General features: G+C 61.8%; 15 protein-coding genes. 5 read left to right on the top strand and 10 right to left on the bottom strand.

The window, feature by feature from the left end; genetic code table 11:
* Positions 1 to 83: 83 nt before the first annotated feature.
* The 3 genes from DXT77_RS12510 to DXT77_RS12500 all read right to left on the bottom strand — a co-directional run bounded on the left by DXT77_RS12510 (position 84) and on the right by DXT77_RS12500 (position 4,490).
* Positions 84 to 1,187, bottom strand: coding sequence for an ABC transporter substrate-binding protein (locus tag DXT77_RS12510; RefSeq protein WP_085730221.1), 1,104 nt, complete (start codon positions 1,185 to 1,187; stop codon positions 84 to 86).
* Positions 1,188 to 1,404: 217 nt separating this feature from the next.
* The gene (locus DXT77_RS12505; RefSeq protein WP_178083466.1) at positions 1,405 to 2,853 is read right to left on the bottom strand and encodes an aldehyde dehydrogenase family protein; all 1,449 of its coding nucleotides are present in this window, start codon (positions 2,851 to 2,853) and stop codon (positions 1,405 to 1,407) included.
* Positions 2,853 to 4,490 (bottom strand): 5-guanidino-2-oxopentanoate decarboxylase, encoded by a 1,638-nt coding sequence (locus tag DXT77_RS12500; protein ID WP_119427818.1) that lies wholly within the window; start codon positions 4,488 to 4,490, stop codon positions 2,853 to 2,855. Before DXT77_RS12500 ends, DXT77_RS12505 begins: the two co-directional genes overlap by 1 nt.
* Positions 4,491 to 4,629: 139 nt before the next feature.
* Between DXT77_RS12500 and DXT77_RS12495 the strand changes: the two genes are divergently transcribed.
* Complete coding sequence (locus DXT77_RS12495; protein WP_085709569.1) at positions 4,630 to 5,508, top strand: LysR substrate-binding domain-containing protein; 879 nt, start codon at positions 4,630 to 4,632, stop codon at positions 5,506 to 5,508.
* A 122-nt stretch (positions 5,509 to 5,630) separates the two neighbouring features.
* Here the strand turns inward: DXT77_RS12495 and DXT77_RS12485 are convergent, their stop codons facing one another.
* A complete protein-coding gene (locus DXT77_RS12485; protein ID WP_119427817.1) occupies positions 5,631 to 6,245 on the bottom strand; it encodes an NAD(P)-dependent oxidoreductase in 615 nt (204 codons plus the stop codon).
* A gap of 46 nt (positions 6,246 to 6,291) precedes the next feature.
* Positions 6,292 to 7,170, bottom strand: a complete 879-nt coding sequence (locus tag DXT77_RS12480) for an MBL fold metallo-hydrolase (RefSeq protein WP_119427816.1) — start codon at positions 7,168 to 7,170, stop codon at positions 6,292 to 6,294.
* A gap of 114 nt (positions 7,171 to 7,284) precedes the next feature.
* On the opposite strand from DXT77_RS12480, the gene DXT77_RS12475 reads away from it, so the two are divergent.
* Positions 7,285 to 8,190 (top strand): LysR family transcriptional regulator, encoded by a 906-nt coding sequence (locus tag DXT77_RS12475; RefSeq protein WP_119427815.1) that lies wholly within the window; start codon positions 7,285 to 7,287, stop codon positions 8,188 to 8,190.
* A 41-nt stretch (positions 8,191 to 8,231) separates the two neighbouring features.
* A complete protein-coding gene (locus tag DXT77_RS12470) occupies positions 8,232 to 8,459 on the top strand; it encodes a hypothetical protein (RefSeq protein ID WP_085730216.1) in 228 nt (75 codons plus the stop codon).
* 9 nt (positions 8,460 to 8,468) lie between these two features.
* Here DXT77_RS12470 and DXT77_RS12465 read toward each other — a convergent pair whose 3' ends face one another.
* Complete coding sequence (locus tag DXT77_RS12465; RefSeq protein WP_119427814.1) at positions 8,469 to 9,365, bottom strand: helix-turn-helix domain-containing protein; 897 nt, start codon at positions 9,363 to 9,365, stop codon at positions 8,469 to 8,471.
* Between the two features lie 178 nt (positions 9,366 to 9,543).
* On the opposite strand from DXT77_RS12465, the gene pobA reads away from it, so the two are divergent.
* The gene (pobA, locus tag DXT77_RS12460; RefSeq protein ID WP_119427813.1) at positions 9,544 to 10,737 is read left to right on the top strand and encodes a 4-hydroxybenzoate 3-monooxygenase; all 1,194 of its coding nucleotides are present in this window, start codon (positions 9,544 to 9,546) and stop codon (positions 10,735 to 10,737) included.
* Positions 10,738 to 10,812: 75 nt separating this feature from the next.
* Positions 10,813 to 12,330: an MDR family MFS transporter gene (locus tag DXT77_RS12455; RefSeq protein ID WP_119427812.1), complete on the top strand. Its 1,518-nt coding sequence runs from the start codon at positions 10,813 to 10,815 to the stop codon at positions 12,328 to 12,330.
* A gap of 121 nt (positions 12,331 to 12,451) precedes the next feature.
* On the opposite strand, the gene DXT77_RS12450 is transcribed toward DXT77_RS12455, so the two are convergent.
* The 4 genes from DXT77_RS12450 to DXT77_RS12435 all read right to left on the bottom strand — a co-directional run bounded on the left by DXT77_RS12450 (position 12,452) and on the right by DXT77_RS12435 (position 16,330).
* Positions 12,452 to 13,297, bottom strand: a complete 846-nt coding sequence (locus DXT77_RS12450) for a cache domain-containing protein (protein WP_119427811.1) — start codon at positions 13,295 to 13,297, stop codon at positions 12,452 to 12,454.
* Between the two features lie 132 nt (positions 13,298 to 13,429).
* Entirely contained in the window at positions 13,430 to 14,284 is an 855-nt protein-coding gene (locus DXT77_RS12445; RefSeq protein ID WP_119427810.1) for an ATPase, read from the bottom strand.
* A gap of 105 nt (positions 14,285 to 14,389) precedes the next feature.
* A complete protein-coding gene (locus tag DXT77_RS12440; RefSeq protein ID WP_119427809.1) occupies positions 14,390 to 15,382 on the bottom strand; it encodes an NAD(P)-dependent oxidoreductase in 993 nt (330 codons plus the stop codon).
* Positions 15,383 to 15,436: 54 nt separating this feature from the next.
* Positions 15,437 to 16,330 carry a LysR family transcriptional regulator ArgP gene (locus DXT77_RS12435; protein WP_119427808.1) on the bottom strand — a complete coding sequence of 298 codons (894 nt, stop codon included), beginning with the start codon at positions 16,328 to 16,330 and terminating at the stop codon, positions 15,437 to 15,439.
* Positions 16,331 to 16,358 lie beyond the last annotated feature (28 nt).

Raw genomic sequence — 16,358 nt, 5'->3', positions numbered from 1 at the left:
ACGTCGGCTGACAGATTGCTATCGCGAGCAGGCTCGCTCCCACAGGAACTTTCAGTGTTTGAGCGCCTGTGTACGTCACTCGATCAGGAAGAAAAAATTTCCGTGTAGCGACGAATCCACTGGTCATGCACGGTCGCCAGGAAGGCGTTGTCGTGCATGATCGCCTTCTCCGCGATCTGCTCCGGGGTGAGGATGAACGGGCTCTTGCGCGCTTCGGCGGAGATGATCGCCTTGGCGTTGACCGGGCCGTTGAAGATGTCTTCGGCCATCTTGCCCTGCACCAGCGGGTCGAGGGAGTGGTCGATGAAGGCGTAGGCCAGGTCGGTGTCGCCCGGACGATTCTTCGGCATCACCGAGAGCATCAGGTCGGTGTAGAAACCTTCCTTCATACCGAACGTGGCGCCGAGGCCGTAGTTCGGATCGCGGATTTGCTTGGGAAAAAACGCCGGGGCATACAGGCCGCCCATGTCCAGGGAGCCGGTGCGGAACAGCTCGGCAATCTGGTTGGGGTTTTCGCCCAGGGTCACCACGCGTTCCTTGAGTTCGGCGAGTTTCTTGAAGCCCGGTTCGATGTTGTGCTCGTCACCACCGGCCAGTTTGGCGGCGATGATGATCAGGTCCATCGCCTCGGTCCAGTTCGGTGGCGGCAGGAAAATGTTCGGTGCCAGATCGGCGTCCCACAGCGCGGCGTAACTGTCCGGCGCTTCCTTCTGGGTGCGGGTGCTGTAGACCAGACTGTTGCACCACAGCAGGTAACCGATGCCGTGACCGTTGGCCCCGGTGCGATATTTTTCCGGTACGTCGATCAGGTTGGGAATACGGTTGAGGTCGGGTTTTTCCAGCAGTCCGGCAGCGGCCAGACCTTCGGCACCGACCCCGGCCAGGGTGATGATGTCGTACTGCGGACGATCACCGCCGGCCTTGAGTTTGGCGACCATTTCCGAGGTGCTGCCAGTGCGGTCGGCAATCACTTTGGCGCCGGTCTTGGCCTCGAACGTTGCCGCGATGTTGCGCAGTGCGGCCAGCCCAGTGTCATCGGACCAGGTCAGCAGGCGCAGGGTCTTGCCGGCAAAACGGGTGTCGCTGGCACTGGCCCGGATGAAGGGCATGCTCATGGCCGCCGCAGCCACCGAGGCCACGCCGACGGTTTTGATGAATTGACGCCTGTTCAGATCGTGCTCGCCCATTTGGGACTCCCATTATTCTTGTAAGTATGAGATTGACCGCAACCCTTGCCGTGCGTGATCGGAGCCGCTCAAGCCCCCCGGTTTCAAAGGGTTTGAGCGTGATCAGCGGGTTCATCCTGAGGTCGTGCAAAACACCTGACTATCGATAAAAACTCATTGGAGCCATGACGCCGGCGCATGCCTCGTTGCGAGGCATGCGCTGACCTTTTTCGGGCATTCAGAGTGCGCGGAGCACGTGCTTGATTTCCTGGAATGCCGTCAGGCCCCACGGCCCCAGTTCGCGGCCGATGCTGCTCTGTTTGTAGCCGCCCCACGCCGTCTGCGGGAAGATCACCTGCGGCGCGTTGAGCCACACCAGCCCCGCCTGCAAGGCGTTGGCGACCCGGTCCGCAGTCTCGACATTGCGCGTGACTACGCTGGCCACCAGACCGAACTGGCTGTCGTTGGCCAAGGCAATCGCCTCGGCTTCCGAAGCGAAACTGCGCACGCAGATCACCGGGCCGAAGATCTCTTCACACCACAGCGCACTGTCGAGGGGCACTTCGGTGAAGACCGTCGGCTGCAAGAAATATCCGCGCGGCAGATCCGCCGGGCGATTGCCGCCACAGATCAGCTTGGCACCGGCACTGAGGCCTCGGTCGATGTGACCGAGCACACGCTGGTATTGCGCCTGATTGACCAGTGCGCCCATCTCGACTTCAGGATCGAACGGGTCGGCCACACGGATTTTCTCCGCACGGGCCTGCAAGCGGATCAGAAATTCATCGGCCAGTTCATCGGCAACCAGCACCCGGCTGGTGGCCGAGCACATCTGCCCGGCGTTGAAGAAACCGCCACCGCAGGCCAGCTCCACCGCCAGATCAAGGTCGGCATCTTCCAGAATCAGCAGCGAGGATTTGCCACCCAGTTCCAGGCTCACGCCCTTCACGGATTCGGCGGCGCGCTGCATCACTTGCACACCGACGGCGTTGCTGCCGGTAAAGGAAACCTTGGCGATGCGCGGGTCCGCCGACAGCGGCGCACCAACCGCCAGACCGGTGCCGCACACCACGTTGAACACACCTTTGGGTAGACCGGATTCGGCGATGATCGCTGCCAACTCCAGCTCTGGCAGCGGCGTGACTTCCGACGGTTTGAGCACCACGCAGCAACCGGCGGCCAGGGCCGGGGCGAGTTTCCACGCGGTGGTAACCATCGGGAAATTCCACGGCACGATCAGACCGACCACACCGCACGGCTCGCGGCGCAGGCGTGCGCTGAAGTCGTCGCTGGGCAGCGGCACATCGCTGTCCTGTTTTGCATCGAGGCCTTCGGCGAGTTCGGCGTAGTACTCGAAGGTGGCGATCACGTCGTCGACATCGATGCCCGCTTCGAACTGCGGTTTGCCGTTGTTGCTCGACTGCAATTTCATCAAGTGATCACGGCCGTTGCGCACGCCATTGGCGATGTTGCGCAGTATCGCGCCGCGCTCGGCACCCGAGGTTTTCGACCAGTCCTTGAAGGCTTCGGTCGCAGCCGTCACCGCTTGGTTGACGGCGCTTTCGTCACCGCCATTGACCGTGGTCAGCAGCGCTTCGGTGGCCGGGTTGATCACGCGCAGGTGTTCGCGGCCGGCGGACCATTGGCCGTTGATGTACAGGCCGTCGAGTGTGGTCGGGAAATTCATCATTGGGCCACCGCCTTCATCCATTGGGTCTGGTCGATTTCGATCAGGGTCGGGCCCTGACGATCGGTGGCGGCGCGCAGGGCACCGCGCAGGTGTTCGGCCGAGCTGATCGCTTCCGCCGCGCAACCCAGGGCCTTGGCCACACCGATGAAGTCCGGGGTGTAGATGTCCACGCCCACCGGTTCGATGGCGCGGTTGACCATGTATTTCTTGATCTCTTCGTAACCCTGGTTATTCCACAGCAGGATGATCACCGGCGTGCGCGCTTCCACGGCGCTGGCCAGTTCCGGCAGGGTGAATTGCAGACCGCCATCGCCGATCAGGCACACCACCGGCGGACGTGCGCCGTGTTCGGGGTGGCCGCCGAGCCACGCGCCAATCGCCGCCGGCAAGGCGTAACCGAGGGTGCCGTAACCGGTGGACGAGTTGAACCAGCGGCGCGGGCGCTCCGGGTTGAACGTGAGGTTGCCGGTGTACACCGGTTGCGTGGAGTCACCGACAAACACCGCGTTCGGCAGTTCGTGCAGCACGGTTTCGAGGAAACGGGTCTGAGCCAGGGTCGGCGCGTCCCAGGTTGCGGCCAGGTCTTCACGCAGACGCGCGGCGCGTACCTGGCCCCAATCGTTGCGGCGCTCGGCCAGCGGCTTGTGCGACAGCGCGCTCAGCAATGCTTGTGCAGCGTTGCGCGAGTCGGCGACCAGCGCCACATGAGGCGGGTAGTTGCGCACGGTCTGGTCCGGATCGATATCGACGCGCAACAACTTGCCGGGGATTTCGAAGCCGCCGGCGAAGGTCACGTCGTAGTCGGTTTCCGCCAGTTCGGTGCCGATCGCCAGGATCACGTCAGCATCGGCTACCAAGGCGCGGGTCGCCACCAGGCTCTGGGTCGAACCGATCAGCAGCGGATGACTGGACGGCAACATGCCTTTGGCATTGATGGTCAGGGCCACCGGCGCATCGAGCAGTTCGGCCAGTTCGGTGAGTTCGGCAGCCGCGTCAATGGCGCCGCCACCGGCAAGGATCAGCGGACGCTGGGCGCCGGCCAGCAGCTCAGTCATGCGGCTCACGGCGGCCGGCGCGGCACCGGCGCGGTCGATATTGACCGGCACGCTGGCCAGCAGTTCGTCGGCTTCTTCGACCAGCACGTCCAGCGGAATCTCGATGTGCACCGGACGCGGACGCCCGGCCTGGAACAGCGCAAACGCACGGGCCAGTACGCCCGGCAATTCGGACGCCGACATCAGCGTGTGGGAGAACGCCGCCACACCGCCGACCAGTGCGCTCTGGTTCGGCAGTTCATGCAGCTTGCCGCGACCGCCACCCAGTTGACTGCGCGACTGCACGCTGGAGATCACCAGCATCGGGATCGAATCGGCGTAGGCCTGGCCCATGGCCGTGGTGATGTTGGTCATGCCCGGGCCGGTGATGATGAAGCACACACCCGGTTTGCCACTGGTGCGGGCGTAGCCGTCGGCCATGAAACCGGCGCCTTGCTCGTGTCGTGGAGTCACATGGTTGATGCTCGAACGGGCCAGCCCGCGATACAGCTCCACGGTATGCACCCCGGGAATGCCGAACACCTGCTCGACCCCGTAACCTTCGAGTAACTTGACCAGTACTTCGCCACACGTCGCCATGTCTTTGCCCTTCTTGTTCGTTGAGGCACCGGGCCTTGAAGGAACCGGTGATTGGCCTCATTGAAACGGGCGACCCGTAGCCGCAACAATCGATAAAAGCTCATACTAGCCATGTCCTCACGTCATACCTTGGATCCACATGAAACGACTGCCACCCCTGCCCGCCCTGCACACGTTTCTGATCACCGCGCAGTGCTGCAACTTCACCCGGGCCGCCGAGCAGTTGCACATCACCCAAGGTGCGGTGAGCCGGCAGATCGCCGGGCTGGAGGAACATCTGGGTTATGAGCTGTTCATTCGCCTGGCCCGGGGCCTGGAGCTGACGGCCGAAGGTCGCGAATGGCTGCCACGGGTGCAGCAGGTGTTCAGCCTGATCGGCGATTCGATGGAGCAGATCGGTGCAAAACGCGAGACCCTGCAACTCAAGGCCCCGAGCTGTGTGATGCGCTGGTTGCTGCCACGGCTGTTGCAATGGCAGCGCGAGCGCCCGGACGTGCCGGTGAAACTCACGGCGTCGTTGCAACACGGTGTGGACTTTCATCGCGAGCAGTTCGACGCCGCGGTGATCTACGGCACCGCGCCCCACGACTCCCCTGCCACGCTGCATCTGTTCGATGAGCAACTGACGCCGGTCTGCTCGCCGACGCTGCTCAACGGTGGGCCGGCCCTGCATACACCGGCAGACTTGCAACAACACCTGCTGCTGCATCCGACTCACACCGATGACGACTGGACGCTATGGCTTGAAGCCGCCGAACTGCACTTGAGCAACATCAGCAGCGGTCAGCATTTCGAGACGCTGGATCAGGCGATGTCGATGGCGTCCCACGGGACGGGGGTGGCGATTGGCGACTGGTCGTTGATCGGCGATGACTTGAACGCCGGACGGCTGGTGATGCCGTTCGATCTGAAGGTGAAGACGGGATTGGGTTATTACATCGTCGCGCCGGCGTCGGAGCCGTCGGCGAAATTACAGGAATTGATGGGGTGGCTGGTGGAGCAGGCTCATACGCGGTGAACACCCTAATATCCTGTGGGAGCAAGCTTGCTCGCGAATACGGTGTGTCATTCAACGTTGATGTCGACTGACACGCCCTCTTCGCGAGCAGGCTCGCTCCCACATTGGATCGGTGTTGAGACTCAGTAACCGACAGTAAACCGCTGACGCGAATGCTTCGGCGTTTCCACTTCGTCGATCAGCGCAATTGCATAGTCGGCAAAGCTGATCGAGCTCTGGCCTTCGGCGCTCACCAGCAAGTCATCCTTGCCGACGCGGAACTTGCCGGTGCGCTCGCCTTCGAAGAACAGCGCCGACGGCGACAGGAAGGTCCAGTCCAGTTCCTTCTCCTGACGCAAGGCATCGAGGAACGCTGCACCAGCACTGGCCTCGGCCTTGTACTCGGCCGGGAAACCGGCGCTGTCGATCACGCGGGTGCCGTCCGGCAGCAGCAGCGAACCGGCACCGCCGACCACCAGCAGACGTTTCACCCCGGCCTGTTTCACCGGGCCGATCAGCGCGCTGGCCGGCACCGTGGCGAAATGCGCGGCGCTGATCACCACATCGTTACCGGCGACTGCCGCTTGCAGGGCGGCGGCATCCAGCACGTCGACGTTTTTGCTGACCACACCGGCTCGGGCGCCGATCTTCGAGGTATCCCGGGCAATGGCGGTGACGCTGTGGCCGCGACGCAGGGCTTCTTCCAGCAATTGGCTGCCGGCACGGCCGGTGGCACCAATGATTGCGATCTTGCTCATGACATTCTCCAGTTGGCTTGAGAGTGCTGCGTTTTTCAGAATCGGGTTACCACTTCATCTCGCCCTTGGCGACTTTGGCGCTCAGCTCCAGCGAGCTCTCTTCGCCCAGTTTCGGGTAGCGTTTTTTCATCGCGGCGATCAGCGCGGCAGAGTCCTTGGCCTTGGCGGTCTCTTCATCGAACGCCTTGATGTAGTCGGCCGTGAATTTCACCGCAGCCAACGAACGGGCGCTGTCACCCAGGTAGTGACCCGGTACGACGGTTTTCGGTTTCAGGGTTTCGATCGAGTGCAGTGTTTCGAGCCAGTCGGCGTGAGATTGCGCAGTCTGGGTGTCGGCCATCCACACGTGAATGTTCTCGGCGACAACGACACCGCCAACCACGGCTTTCAACGACGGAATCCACACGAAGCTGCGATCCGGTTGCTTGCCTTCCAGGCCGACCACCTGCAGTTTCTGCCCTTCCAGCATCAGGCCGTCGCCCTTGAGCACGCCCGGCACGATGGTTTGCGCCGGCACGTCGGCGCCCATTTTCGGGCCCCAGAAGGCGAGTTTGCCGTCAACGGTTTGCTTGATGTGATCAACGGTCGGCTGCGAGGCCAGCACGTTGGCATTCGGGAAGGCCTTGGTCAGGGTGTCGAGACCGAAGTAGTAATCCGGGTCACCGTGGCTGATGTAGATGGTGGTCAGTTGCTTGCCGCTGGCGCGGATCTTTTCCACCACTTGCTCGGCCTGTGACTTGCCGAACTGCGCGTCCACCAGGATCGCGTCCTTCTCGCCGCTGACCAGCACCGAGGTCACCGGGAAGATTGCGTTGGTGCCCGGGTTGTAGACATCGAGGCTCAGGTTCGCGGCCGCTGCGTGGGCAGCAAAGCCGAGGGTGGCGGTGGCCAGTAAAACGCGCTTGAGAGTGGTGAAGCCGATCATGGGTTGCTCCGCTGTTCGTATGCCGTGCTTGGCGATGGGACAGAGCTTAGTTGCCAGACTCGTTACAAAAAATGCGATGCTTAAACATAGTTTGTTTCTGAAAGCGGGCAAATCATGGATCGTCTTCAAGCAATGCGGGTGTTTGTCACGGTGGTGGATCTGGGCAGCCAGTCGGCGGCGGCTGATCACCTGGACCTGTCCCGGCCAGTGGTGTCGCGGTATCTGGCGGAACTGGAAGATTGGGTCGGTGCACGCCTGATGCACCGCACCACACGCAAACTCAGCCTGACTGCGGCCGGCAACGAGATCCTGCCGCGCTGCCGGCAGATGCTGGAACTGTCGAGCGACATGCAGTCTGCCGTCAGCGAGCCCGACGATGCACCACGGGGTTTGTTGCGGATCAGCGTCAGCACCTCGTTCGGCCAGGCGCAACTGGCCGATGCCATGGCCGCGTTCGTCAAACGCTACCCGGGCGTCAACATCGATCTGCAAATGCTCGATCGCACGGTGAACCTGGTGGACGAGCGCATCGACCTGGCGATCCGCACCAGCAACGACCTCGATCCCAACCTGATCGCCCGGCGCCTGACGGTCTGTCGTTCGGTGGTCTGCGCCGCACCCGCCTATCTGCAGGAACATCCACAACCGCAGCGCGTAGAAGATCTGAGCCGGCACAACTGCCTGACCCATTCCTATTTCGGCAAGAGCCTGTGGCATTTCGAAGAAGATGGCGAACCGGTTTCAGTGCCGGTGCAAGGCAACATCAGCGCCAACGAGGCCAGCACCCTGCTGCGCGCCACGCTGGCCGGCGCCGGAGTGGCGATGCTGCCGACCTATCAGGCAGGGGTGCATATTCACAGCGGCGAACTGGTGCGCCTGCTGCCCAACGCCGAACCTCGGCGGATGAACATTTACGCGGTGTACGCCTCACGCAAGCACATGCCGGCGGCGCTGCGCAGCATGCTGGATTTCCTGGTACTGCGCTTTCCCGAAAATCCGCAATGGGATGTCGGCTTGTAAACCCGTTCGCCGCGCAGCTGGCAACTCCCCGGCGCTGACCTATGCTGAAAGTAGTACCCAAGGGTATTCGTTCAGAGGTCAACGCCATGATCATGAGCACCAGAACAAGAAGATACCTCGCGATTTTCATCACCTGCGCGGCCACGCTGGCGCTGTACGGCACCGCAGCATGGCGCGTGGAGCAGTTGCGGCAACTGCCCCGTGAGTATGCGAGCTGCAACTTCGAGCGCTGCATCCCTCACAACGCCACCCTCAACGCCCTGCGCTGATACAGGACGTCAGGCGTCGTCGTTCTGCTCGGCCTTCAAGCGGTCGCGGAACGCCTTTGGCGAGATCCCCACACGGCGCCGGAACAGGCGCGTGAAGTTGGTCGGATCGGAAAAACCCAATACCTCGGACATCTCGTAAATCGTCATGCTGGTGTACGTCAGCAGACGCTTGGCTTCCAGCAACTGACGCTCATGCATGATCTGCAACGCCGGCTGCCCCGCCAGTTCGCGGCAGGTGCCGTTGAGGTGCGAGACGGAAATCCCCAGACGATGAGCCAGGTCCTCGACCTTCACATGCTGGCGGTAAGTCTCTTCGACCAACTGGATAAAACCGTTGAGGTACTCGCGTTGACGCTGCGGGCGTTGGCTCGCGTTATGCCGGCGGATCGCCTGACGGCTGACCCACACCATGATCACGCTGACCAGCGAATGCATGAGCATTTCCCGCGCCGGTTGATGGCCGTTGTACTCGGCCTGCAACGCGGCAAACAGACTGTTGAGGTACTCCGCGTCCTGCCCCGCCGGATAACTTTCGGCCTGGGCCAGGGCCTGCACCGCGCTGCCCAGCTGCGCCTGCAAATGGTTGATCAACGGTGTGGCGAGGGTGACGACGAATCCTTCGACGTCCTCGGAAAAACGGAATCCATGCACCGATAGCGGCGGCAGGATCTGGATCGCGGCTTCGTTCAGTTGCGTGCGTTGACCTTCGATTTCAAGCTCTGCCTGACCTTTGAACACGAAGAGCAACTGGCACAAATCGGCGTGGCGGTGGGGGTTGATTTCCCATTGATGTTCGCGGCTGCGTTTGGAAATGGTTTCACAGTGCAGCAAGTCAGGGGTCGGCCAGTCCAGGCTTTCACCGTAGAGCTTGAACACCGGAATCGAAGGCAGGTCAGGCTTGTTCATCACTTCAATCCAGGCCTCGAAGGTTGCGGGCGATAATCGCACCGATTGGCAGAATGTACAGGTATCGGCTCAGTTTTCACCTTCAATTGACAGACCCGCAAGGGAAAAATGCAAGCACTCGAATCCTGAAAATCATTCACCGGCCGTTGTCGCGTGAAGCTTGCGAGTCATAAAAACAATGAAAACGCTGAAAACCCAAGTCGCCATCATTGGCGCCGGTCCGTCCGGATTATTGCTCGGCCAACTGCTGCACAACGCCGGCATCGACACCCTGATTATCGAGCGTCAGACACCTGATTATGTGCTCGGCCGAATTCGCGCCGGAGTCCTTGAACAGGGCATGGTAGAGCTGTTGCGCGAGGCTGGCGTGGGTCAGCGGATGGACGCCGAAGGGCTGGTCCACGGTGGGTTCGAACTGGCCCTCGACGGGCGTCGGGTGCACATCGATCTGCAGGCGCTGACCGGTGGAAAAACCGTGATGGTCTATGGCCAGACCGAGGTCACCCGCGACCTGATGGCCGCTCGTCGGGAGACCGGCGGACAGACAATCTATGAAGCACGCGATGTCGTTCCCTGTGGCATGAAAAGCGACGAAGCCTATGTCACCTTCGAAAAAGATGGCGAAACCTGGCGCGTCGATTGCGATTACATCGCCGGTTGCGACGGTTTCCATGGCGTGGCCCGACAGTCGATCCCGGCGGAATGCCTGAAGGTCTTTGAACGGGTTTATCCGTTCGGCTGGCTGGGGATTCTCGCCGACACGCCACCGATTCACGACGAACTGGTCTACGCCCGCCACGAACGCGGCTTCGCCCTGTGCAGCATGCGATCGGCGACCCGCACCCGCTACTACCTGCAAGTGCCGGCCGAAGAAAACGTCGACGACTGGTCGGATCAGCGCTTCTGGGATGAACTGCGCAATCGTCTGCCGGAGGATCTGGCGCAGAAACTCGTGACCGGTCCGTCGATTGAAAAGAGCATCGCGCCGCTGCGCAGCTTTGTGGTCGAGCCGATGCAGTACGGGCGCATGTTTCTGGTGGGCGACGCGGCGCATATCGTTCCGCCGACCGGGGCCAAGGGTTTGAATCTGGCGGCCAGCGATGTCAGCACGCTGTTCAGGATTCTGCTGAAGGTCTACCGCGAAGGTCGCACTGACTTGCTGGAGCAGTATTCGCAAATCTGCCTGCGCCGGGTGTGGAAAGCCGAGCGGTTTTCGTGGTGGATGACTTCGATGCTGCACCGTTTCGACGAGCACGACGATTTCAGTCAGCGCATCAGTGCATCGGAACTGGACTACTTTGTCAGCTCGCAAGCAGGGCAAAAAACCATTGCAGAAAATTACGTCGGGCTTCCATATGAGGCTATCGAATAGCCTGCTATCGACTTACACTGGCGAGCATTGATCCGCTCGCCACGGCGGATATCATCTCTGCCCACAGGTTTGCCCGTGACCACTCTCAACCACCCCGAAACGCCCAGACCGGCCATTCGCAGCGTGCTGGTCGCGCTGATGCTGGCGATCTTCCTTGGCGCGCTGGACCAGACCATCGTCGCGGTTTCCATGCCGGCCATCTCCGCGCAATTCAAGGACGTCAGCCTGCTGGCCTGGGTGATTTCCGGCTACATGGTGGCGATGACCGTGGCGGTGCCGATCTACGGCAAGCTCGGTGACCTGTACGGGCGGCGCAAACTGATGCTGTTCGGCATGGGCCTGTTCACCCTCGCCTCGCTGTTCTGCGGCATGGCCCAGAGCATGGAGCAGCTGGTGCTGGCGCGGATTTTCCAGGGCATCGGCGCTGGCGGGATGATTTCGGTGAGCCAGGCGATCATCGGCGACATCGTGCCGCCCCGTGAGCGCGGGCGCTATCAGGGTTACTTCTCCAGCATGTACGCGGTGGCCAGCGTGGCCGGCCCGGTGCTGGGCGGTTACATGACCGAGTACCTGTCGTGGCGATGGGTGTTCCTGATCAATCTGCCGCTGGGCCTTGGCGCGTACTGGGTGGCGCGACGCAATCTGGTCGGCCTGCCGATTCCCCAGCGCAAACCGGTCATCGATTACCTCGGCACACTGCTGATGATCATCGGCCTGACGGCGCTGTTGCTGGCGATCACTCAGGTCGGCCAGGGTCATGCGTGGCGCAGCAGCGAAGTGCTCGGGCTGTTCGCTTGCGCGGTGGCGGTGCTGGCGGTGTTCGTCTGGCATGAGCGCCGTGCCCGAGAGCCGTTGCTGCCGATGCACCTGTTCACCAACCGCAACGCTCTGCTGTGCTGGTGCACGATTTTCTTCTGCAGCTTCCAGGCGATTTCGCTGATTGTGCTGATGCCGTTGCGCTTCCAGAGCGTGACCGGTGCCGGCGCCGACAGCGCGGCCCTGCACTTGCTGCCGCTGGCGATGGGTTTGCCGATCGGCGCGTATTTCGCCGGGCGCCGCACCTCGATTACCGGGCGCTACAAACCACAGATTCTCACCGGCGCGCTGTTGATGCCGATCTCGATCCTCGGCATGGCTTTCAGCCCGCCCGATGCGACGCTGATCAGCAGCCTTTTCATGTTGCTCAGCGGTATCGCCGGCGGCATGCAGTTCCCGACCTCGCTGGTCGGTACGCAAAATTCGGTGGACCAAAAAGACATTGGCGTCGCCACCAGCACCACTAACCTGTTCCGCTCCCTGGGCGGCGCGGTGGGCGTGGCGTTGATGTCGGCACTGTTGCTGGCGTTGTTGCAGGACTCCAGCTTTGCCCACCTGACCGGCGCATCGTTGATCGGCGAAGGTCACTCCGGCAACGTGCTGCTCGATGGCCTGAACGCAGCACCCGGCGATGCACAGAATGCCTTGCGTGCCGAGTTGCTGGTGACGTTCCGGCATTTGCTGATGGTCAGCGCCGCGGTGTCGCTGCTCGGGCTGGCGGCAGCGATTGCCATGCCGAACCGCTTGTTGCGCGGGCGTGAGCACGGCGCCCGCTGACTAAAGAACACCGCATGACCTGTGGGAGCGAGCTTGCTCGCGATGAGGGCGTGTCAGTCGAAGATATTGGTGAATGACACATTGAATCGCGAGCAAGCTCGCTCCCACAGTCGAAGTGCATTCAAGCGCTGTAATAACCGACCGCCACCAGGAACCCGCCAACCTTCTTCAGGTAGGCATGTTTGTCCTCGACCTTGCCGGTCACCGGGTTCTTCCAGCGGTATTCGTACTCGCCCTCATCCTGCTTGCCGATCAACGCCAGAATCGGCTCACCCACCGGTTTGCCTTCCGGGTCCTTGACCTTGGCGAAGTCGGTGTTGATCAACCGCAGGTTGGTGCCATGGGCGACGTAGCGCTGGGTGTTCAGATCCACCACGAACACATACAGGTCATCCTGCAGGTAACCGCCCTTGAGCGAATTGATCGCCGTCAGCGTGCCCTTTTCGTCCTTGGTCAGATCGATGGCGGCTTTGTCGAGCAATGATTTCGCCTGCTCCGCCGACGCGCGCGGCAAGTAGTAACCGACCGCCAGAATCCGCTGACCGATGCGCTGATAGAACACATGCTTGCGCTCGACCTTGCCGTCGGCCTGGTTCTGCCAACGGTACTCGGCCTGCTGGATGCCGTTGCCTTCCGGCACTTTCAACGCGTCCTTGAACGCCTTCTGCAAATCCGGGCCAAGCACTTCGCTCACATCCCGGCCGATCAACGCCGAAGACGGCCCGCCGCTGGCGAGCATCACGCCCTTGGTATCGACCACGAACACGTAACGATCCTTGTCGACGAATTCACCCTGGCGGCTGAATGCCGCGAACGCTTTGTCGCCGTTGTCGTGATAGTAGGCCAGAGCCTTTTCCAGCAAGGCGATGGCGGCCTTGCTGTCGTCCTTTTCCGTGGCCGCATTGGCCTGTCCGAAACTCAACAACAGCACCGCGCCGAGCCAGGCCAGTTTTTGCACAAACCCCATGACGCATCCCTCGTTCTTGTTGGTGTTTCAAGAGCGTAGACGGCCTGAGGGCATGTATGGATATTCAGAAAGCGTCTGAATGTTGCGAAGGGGTTGTGGCGAGGGAGCAGGTTCCCTCGCCACAGAAGGGGCTCATGGCCGGGCGTTGAGCTGCTGTTGCAGGTTCTGGATCTGTGCCTGCAAGGTGTTGATGTTGCGGGTCATCTGCCCACGGAACGCATCGAACTCGGCGGTGCTGGAGCCGCCCTGCGCAGCGGCCGGACGGTTGTCCTGCTCGCTCTTGAGCACGACGATTTCCTGCTCCAGACGCTCGATGGCGGCGTTCGAACTGCCTTGTTTCTTCAGCGCCGTGATGTCGGCACCGAGGCTCTTCAACTGCGCGTCGAAGCCCTTGAGTTGCGCGTCGACCTTGCTGGTGTCGGCCGGCGCGTTTTTCAGCGTCGCCAGCTCTGCACTCAGGGCTTTGACCTGAGCCTGCAACTGGGTGTTGGCGTTCTGTTGCTCAGTGGTCTGGGCGGTCATCAGCGCCAGACGCTTGTCCAGATCCGTCGCCTGACCCGCGACACCTTGCTGCTGCTTGCTCTGATCCTGCAGTGCGCTTTGCAATTGCTTAATCTGCAGTTTCAGCGCTTCACTGTCGGTGTTGACGTTGGTCTGGCTGGCCACGACCTTGCCGGAAATGTCCTGCAGGCGCCCCGCCGCTTCTTCACTGATCCGCGCGAAGCTTTCCTGGGTCGCCACCAGTTGCTGCTCCATCAGCGAAATCTGCTGGAAACTCCACCAGGCCAAGCCGATGAAAGCGAAGAACAACGCGCCGACCAGCGCCCACAACGGCCCGGTACTGGCGGCCTTGACCTTGACCACCGGCGGTGTGCGCGAATGCACGGAAGTGCGGGCGGTGGTCGGGAAATCGTCGTCATCGAGTGTGTCGGCGCGCAGGCTCGGAACATCGTCGAAATCGTCGTGGGCATCGTTACGCATGGACATTGAGGCAACCTTTGTGAAACCCGGTAATGGCTGATTGCGGCGCAGTATAAACCCCGCAGCCGCAGGGATTGACCCCCAACCCGCGGCGGGGTTCAGCACTTCGTATCAACGAATGTCCTGGGCCTTCCACCAGCCACAGAACTCATCGAGGGCCGTCCAGAGACTGACTTTCGGATCGTAGTCCAGATAATGCCGGGCGCGACTGATGTCGAGGGTGAAATTTTTGTTCATCACCTGCATGCCCAGACGCGACAGGGTCGGTTCGGGACGTCCCGGCCAGAGTTTGCATGCGCCTTCATTGAGCGCCGCCACACTGTAGGCCAGCCCGTAGGACCGGTACTTGGTGACCTGTGGGACTTCCATTTTGCGCATCACGTAATTGACCACATCCCACAGCGGCACCGGGGCGCCGTTGCTGATGTTGTAGGCCTTGCCCAGCGCCGAACCGGCCGCCAGCAGACTGCTCAGCAAGGCTTCGTTGAGATTGTGCACGCTGGTGAAGTCAACCTTGTTCAGGCCGTTGCCGATGATCGCCAGACGCCCCTTGCGCTGCATCTTCAGCAGGCGCGGGAAAATGCTCATGTCGCCGGCGCCAGTGACGAAACGCGGGCGCAGGGCCAGGGTTTCGAGGCCGAATTCCTGGGCGCCGAAGACTTTCTGCTCCGCCAGATATTTAGTTGCCGCGTAATGATGTTTGAAACGCCTGGGCACCTGCTCTTCGGTCAGGCCAAGGTGATCGCGGCCGTCAAAGTAGATCGACGGCGACGACAGATGCACCAGGCGCCGCACCCGTTGCTTGAGGCAGGCCTCCACCACGTTTTCGGTGACCTGCACATTACCCTGATGAAAGTCCTGATAACGTCCCCACAGCCCGACCGCGCCGGCGCAATGCACCACGGCTTCGACGTCGGTGCAGAGCGCACGCACCAGATCCGGGTCATTCAGATCCCCCTGAACGAACTCGGCGCCGCGACGCACCAGATGCTCGACACCTTCGGCCCGGCGGCCGTTGACCCGCACGTCCAGGCCCTGCTCCAGGGCAAAACGCGCAAAGCGTCCGCCAATGAAGCCGCTTGCGCCGGTGACCAGAATTTTCATGTAGAGCTCCGCTGTCTTTCGTTTTGCCTGATTCGTGAGTCTTGACGCTGGCCGTCAGTCCAACGGCACCAGCCATTGCGCCGACGAACGCACCAATTGCTCGGTCAACAACCCCAGCAACTGGCCGCCATTGCGCCAATGATGCCAGTACAACGGCACGTCGATCGGTTTATCTGGTAACAGTTCGCGCAACACACCGCGTTCCAGTTGCTCGCGCACCTGTAATTCCGGCACCAGCCCCCAGCCAAGCCCGGCTTCGGTCAGGCGGATGAAACCTTCGGACGACGGGCACAGATGATGTTCGAAACCGCCATCGACGCCGAGGGACGCGAGGTAGCGATGTTGCAGAAAGTCGTCCGGGCCAAACACCAACGCCGGGGTGCGCGGTAATTGTTCAGCCCGCACACCATCGGGGAAATGCCGCTCGATGAACGCCGGGCTGGCCAGCGCCCGATAACGCATGGCGCCGAGCAGCACGCTGCGGGCGCCCGCCACCGGTCGTTCACTGGCACACAGGCAAGCGGCTACTTCGCCGGCGCGCATACGCTTGAGGCCGACGGTCTGGTCTTCGACGATCAGGTCCAGCAACAAGTGTTGTTCGGCGCAGAAGTCGCCCACCGCCTCGGCCCACCAGGTGGCGAGGCTGTCAGCGTTCAGGGCGATACGCAGCCGTTCCGGCAGGCCCTCTTCGTCCAGCGCCGGCACCAGCGTCTGCAAATCCCGTTCGAGCAGGCGCACCTGCTGCACATGGTTGAGCAGGCGCCGACCGATCTCGGTGGGTGACGGCGGCGTGCCGCGCACCAAAACCGGTTGGCCGACCCGCGCCTCCAGCAGTTTGATCCTTTGGGAAATCGCCGATTGCGAAAGGCCCAGCACCTGCGCCGCCCGTTCGAATCCGGCCTGCTCGACCACGGCGGCCAGAGCGGAAAGCAATTTGTAGTCGAACATCAGTTTTCCTAATGAGCGATCAGCACTA

Origin of the sequence: Pseudomonas sp. 91RF, from assembly GCF_003576265.1 — a bacterium.
GTDB lineage: Bacteria > Pseudomonadota > Gammaproteobacteria > Pseudomonadales > Pseudomonadaceae > Aquipseudomonas > Aquipseudomonas kribbensis.
This window is presented reverse-complemented; position numbering and strand designations above follow the sequence as displayed.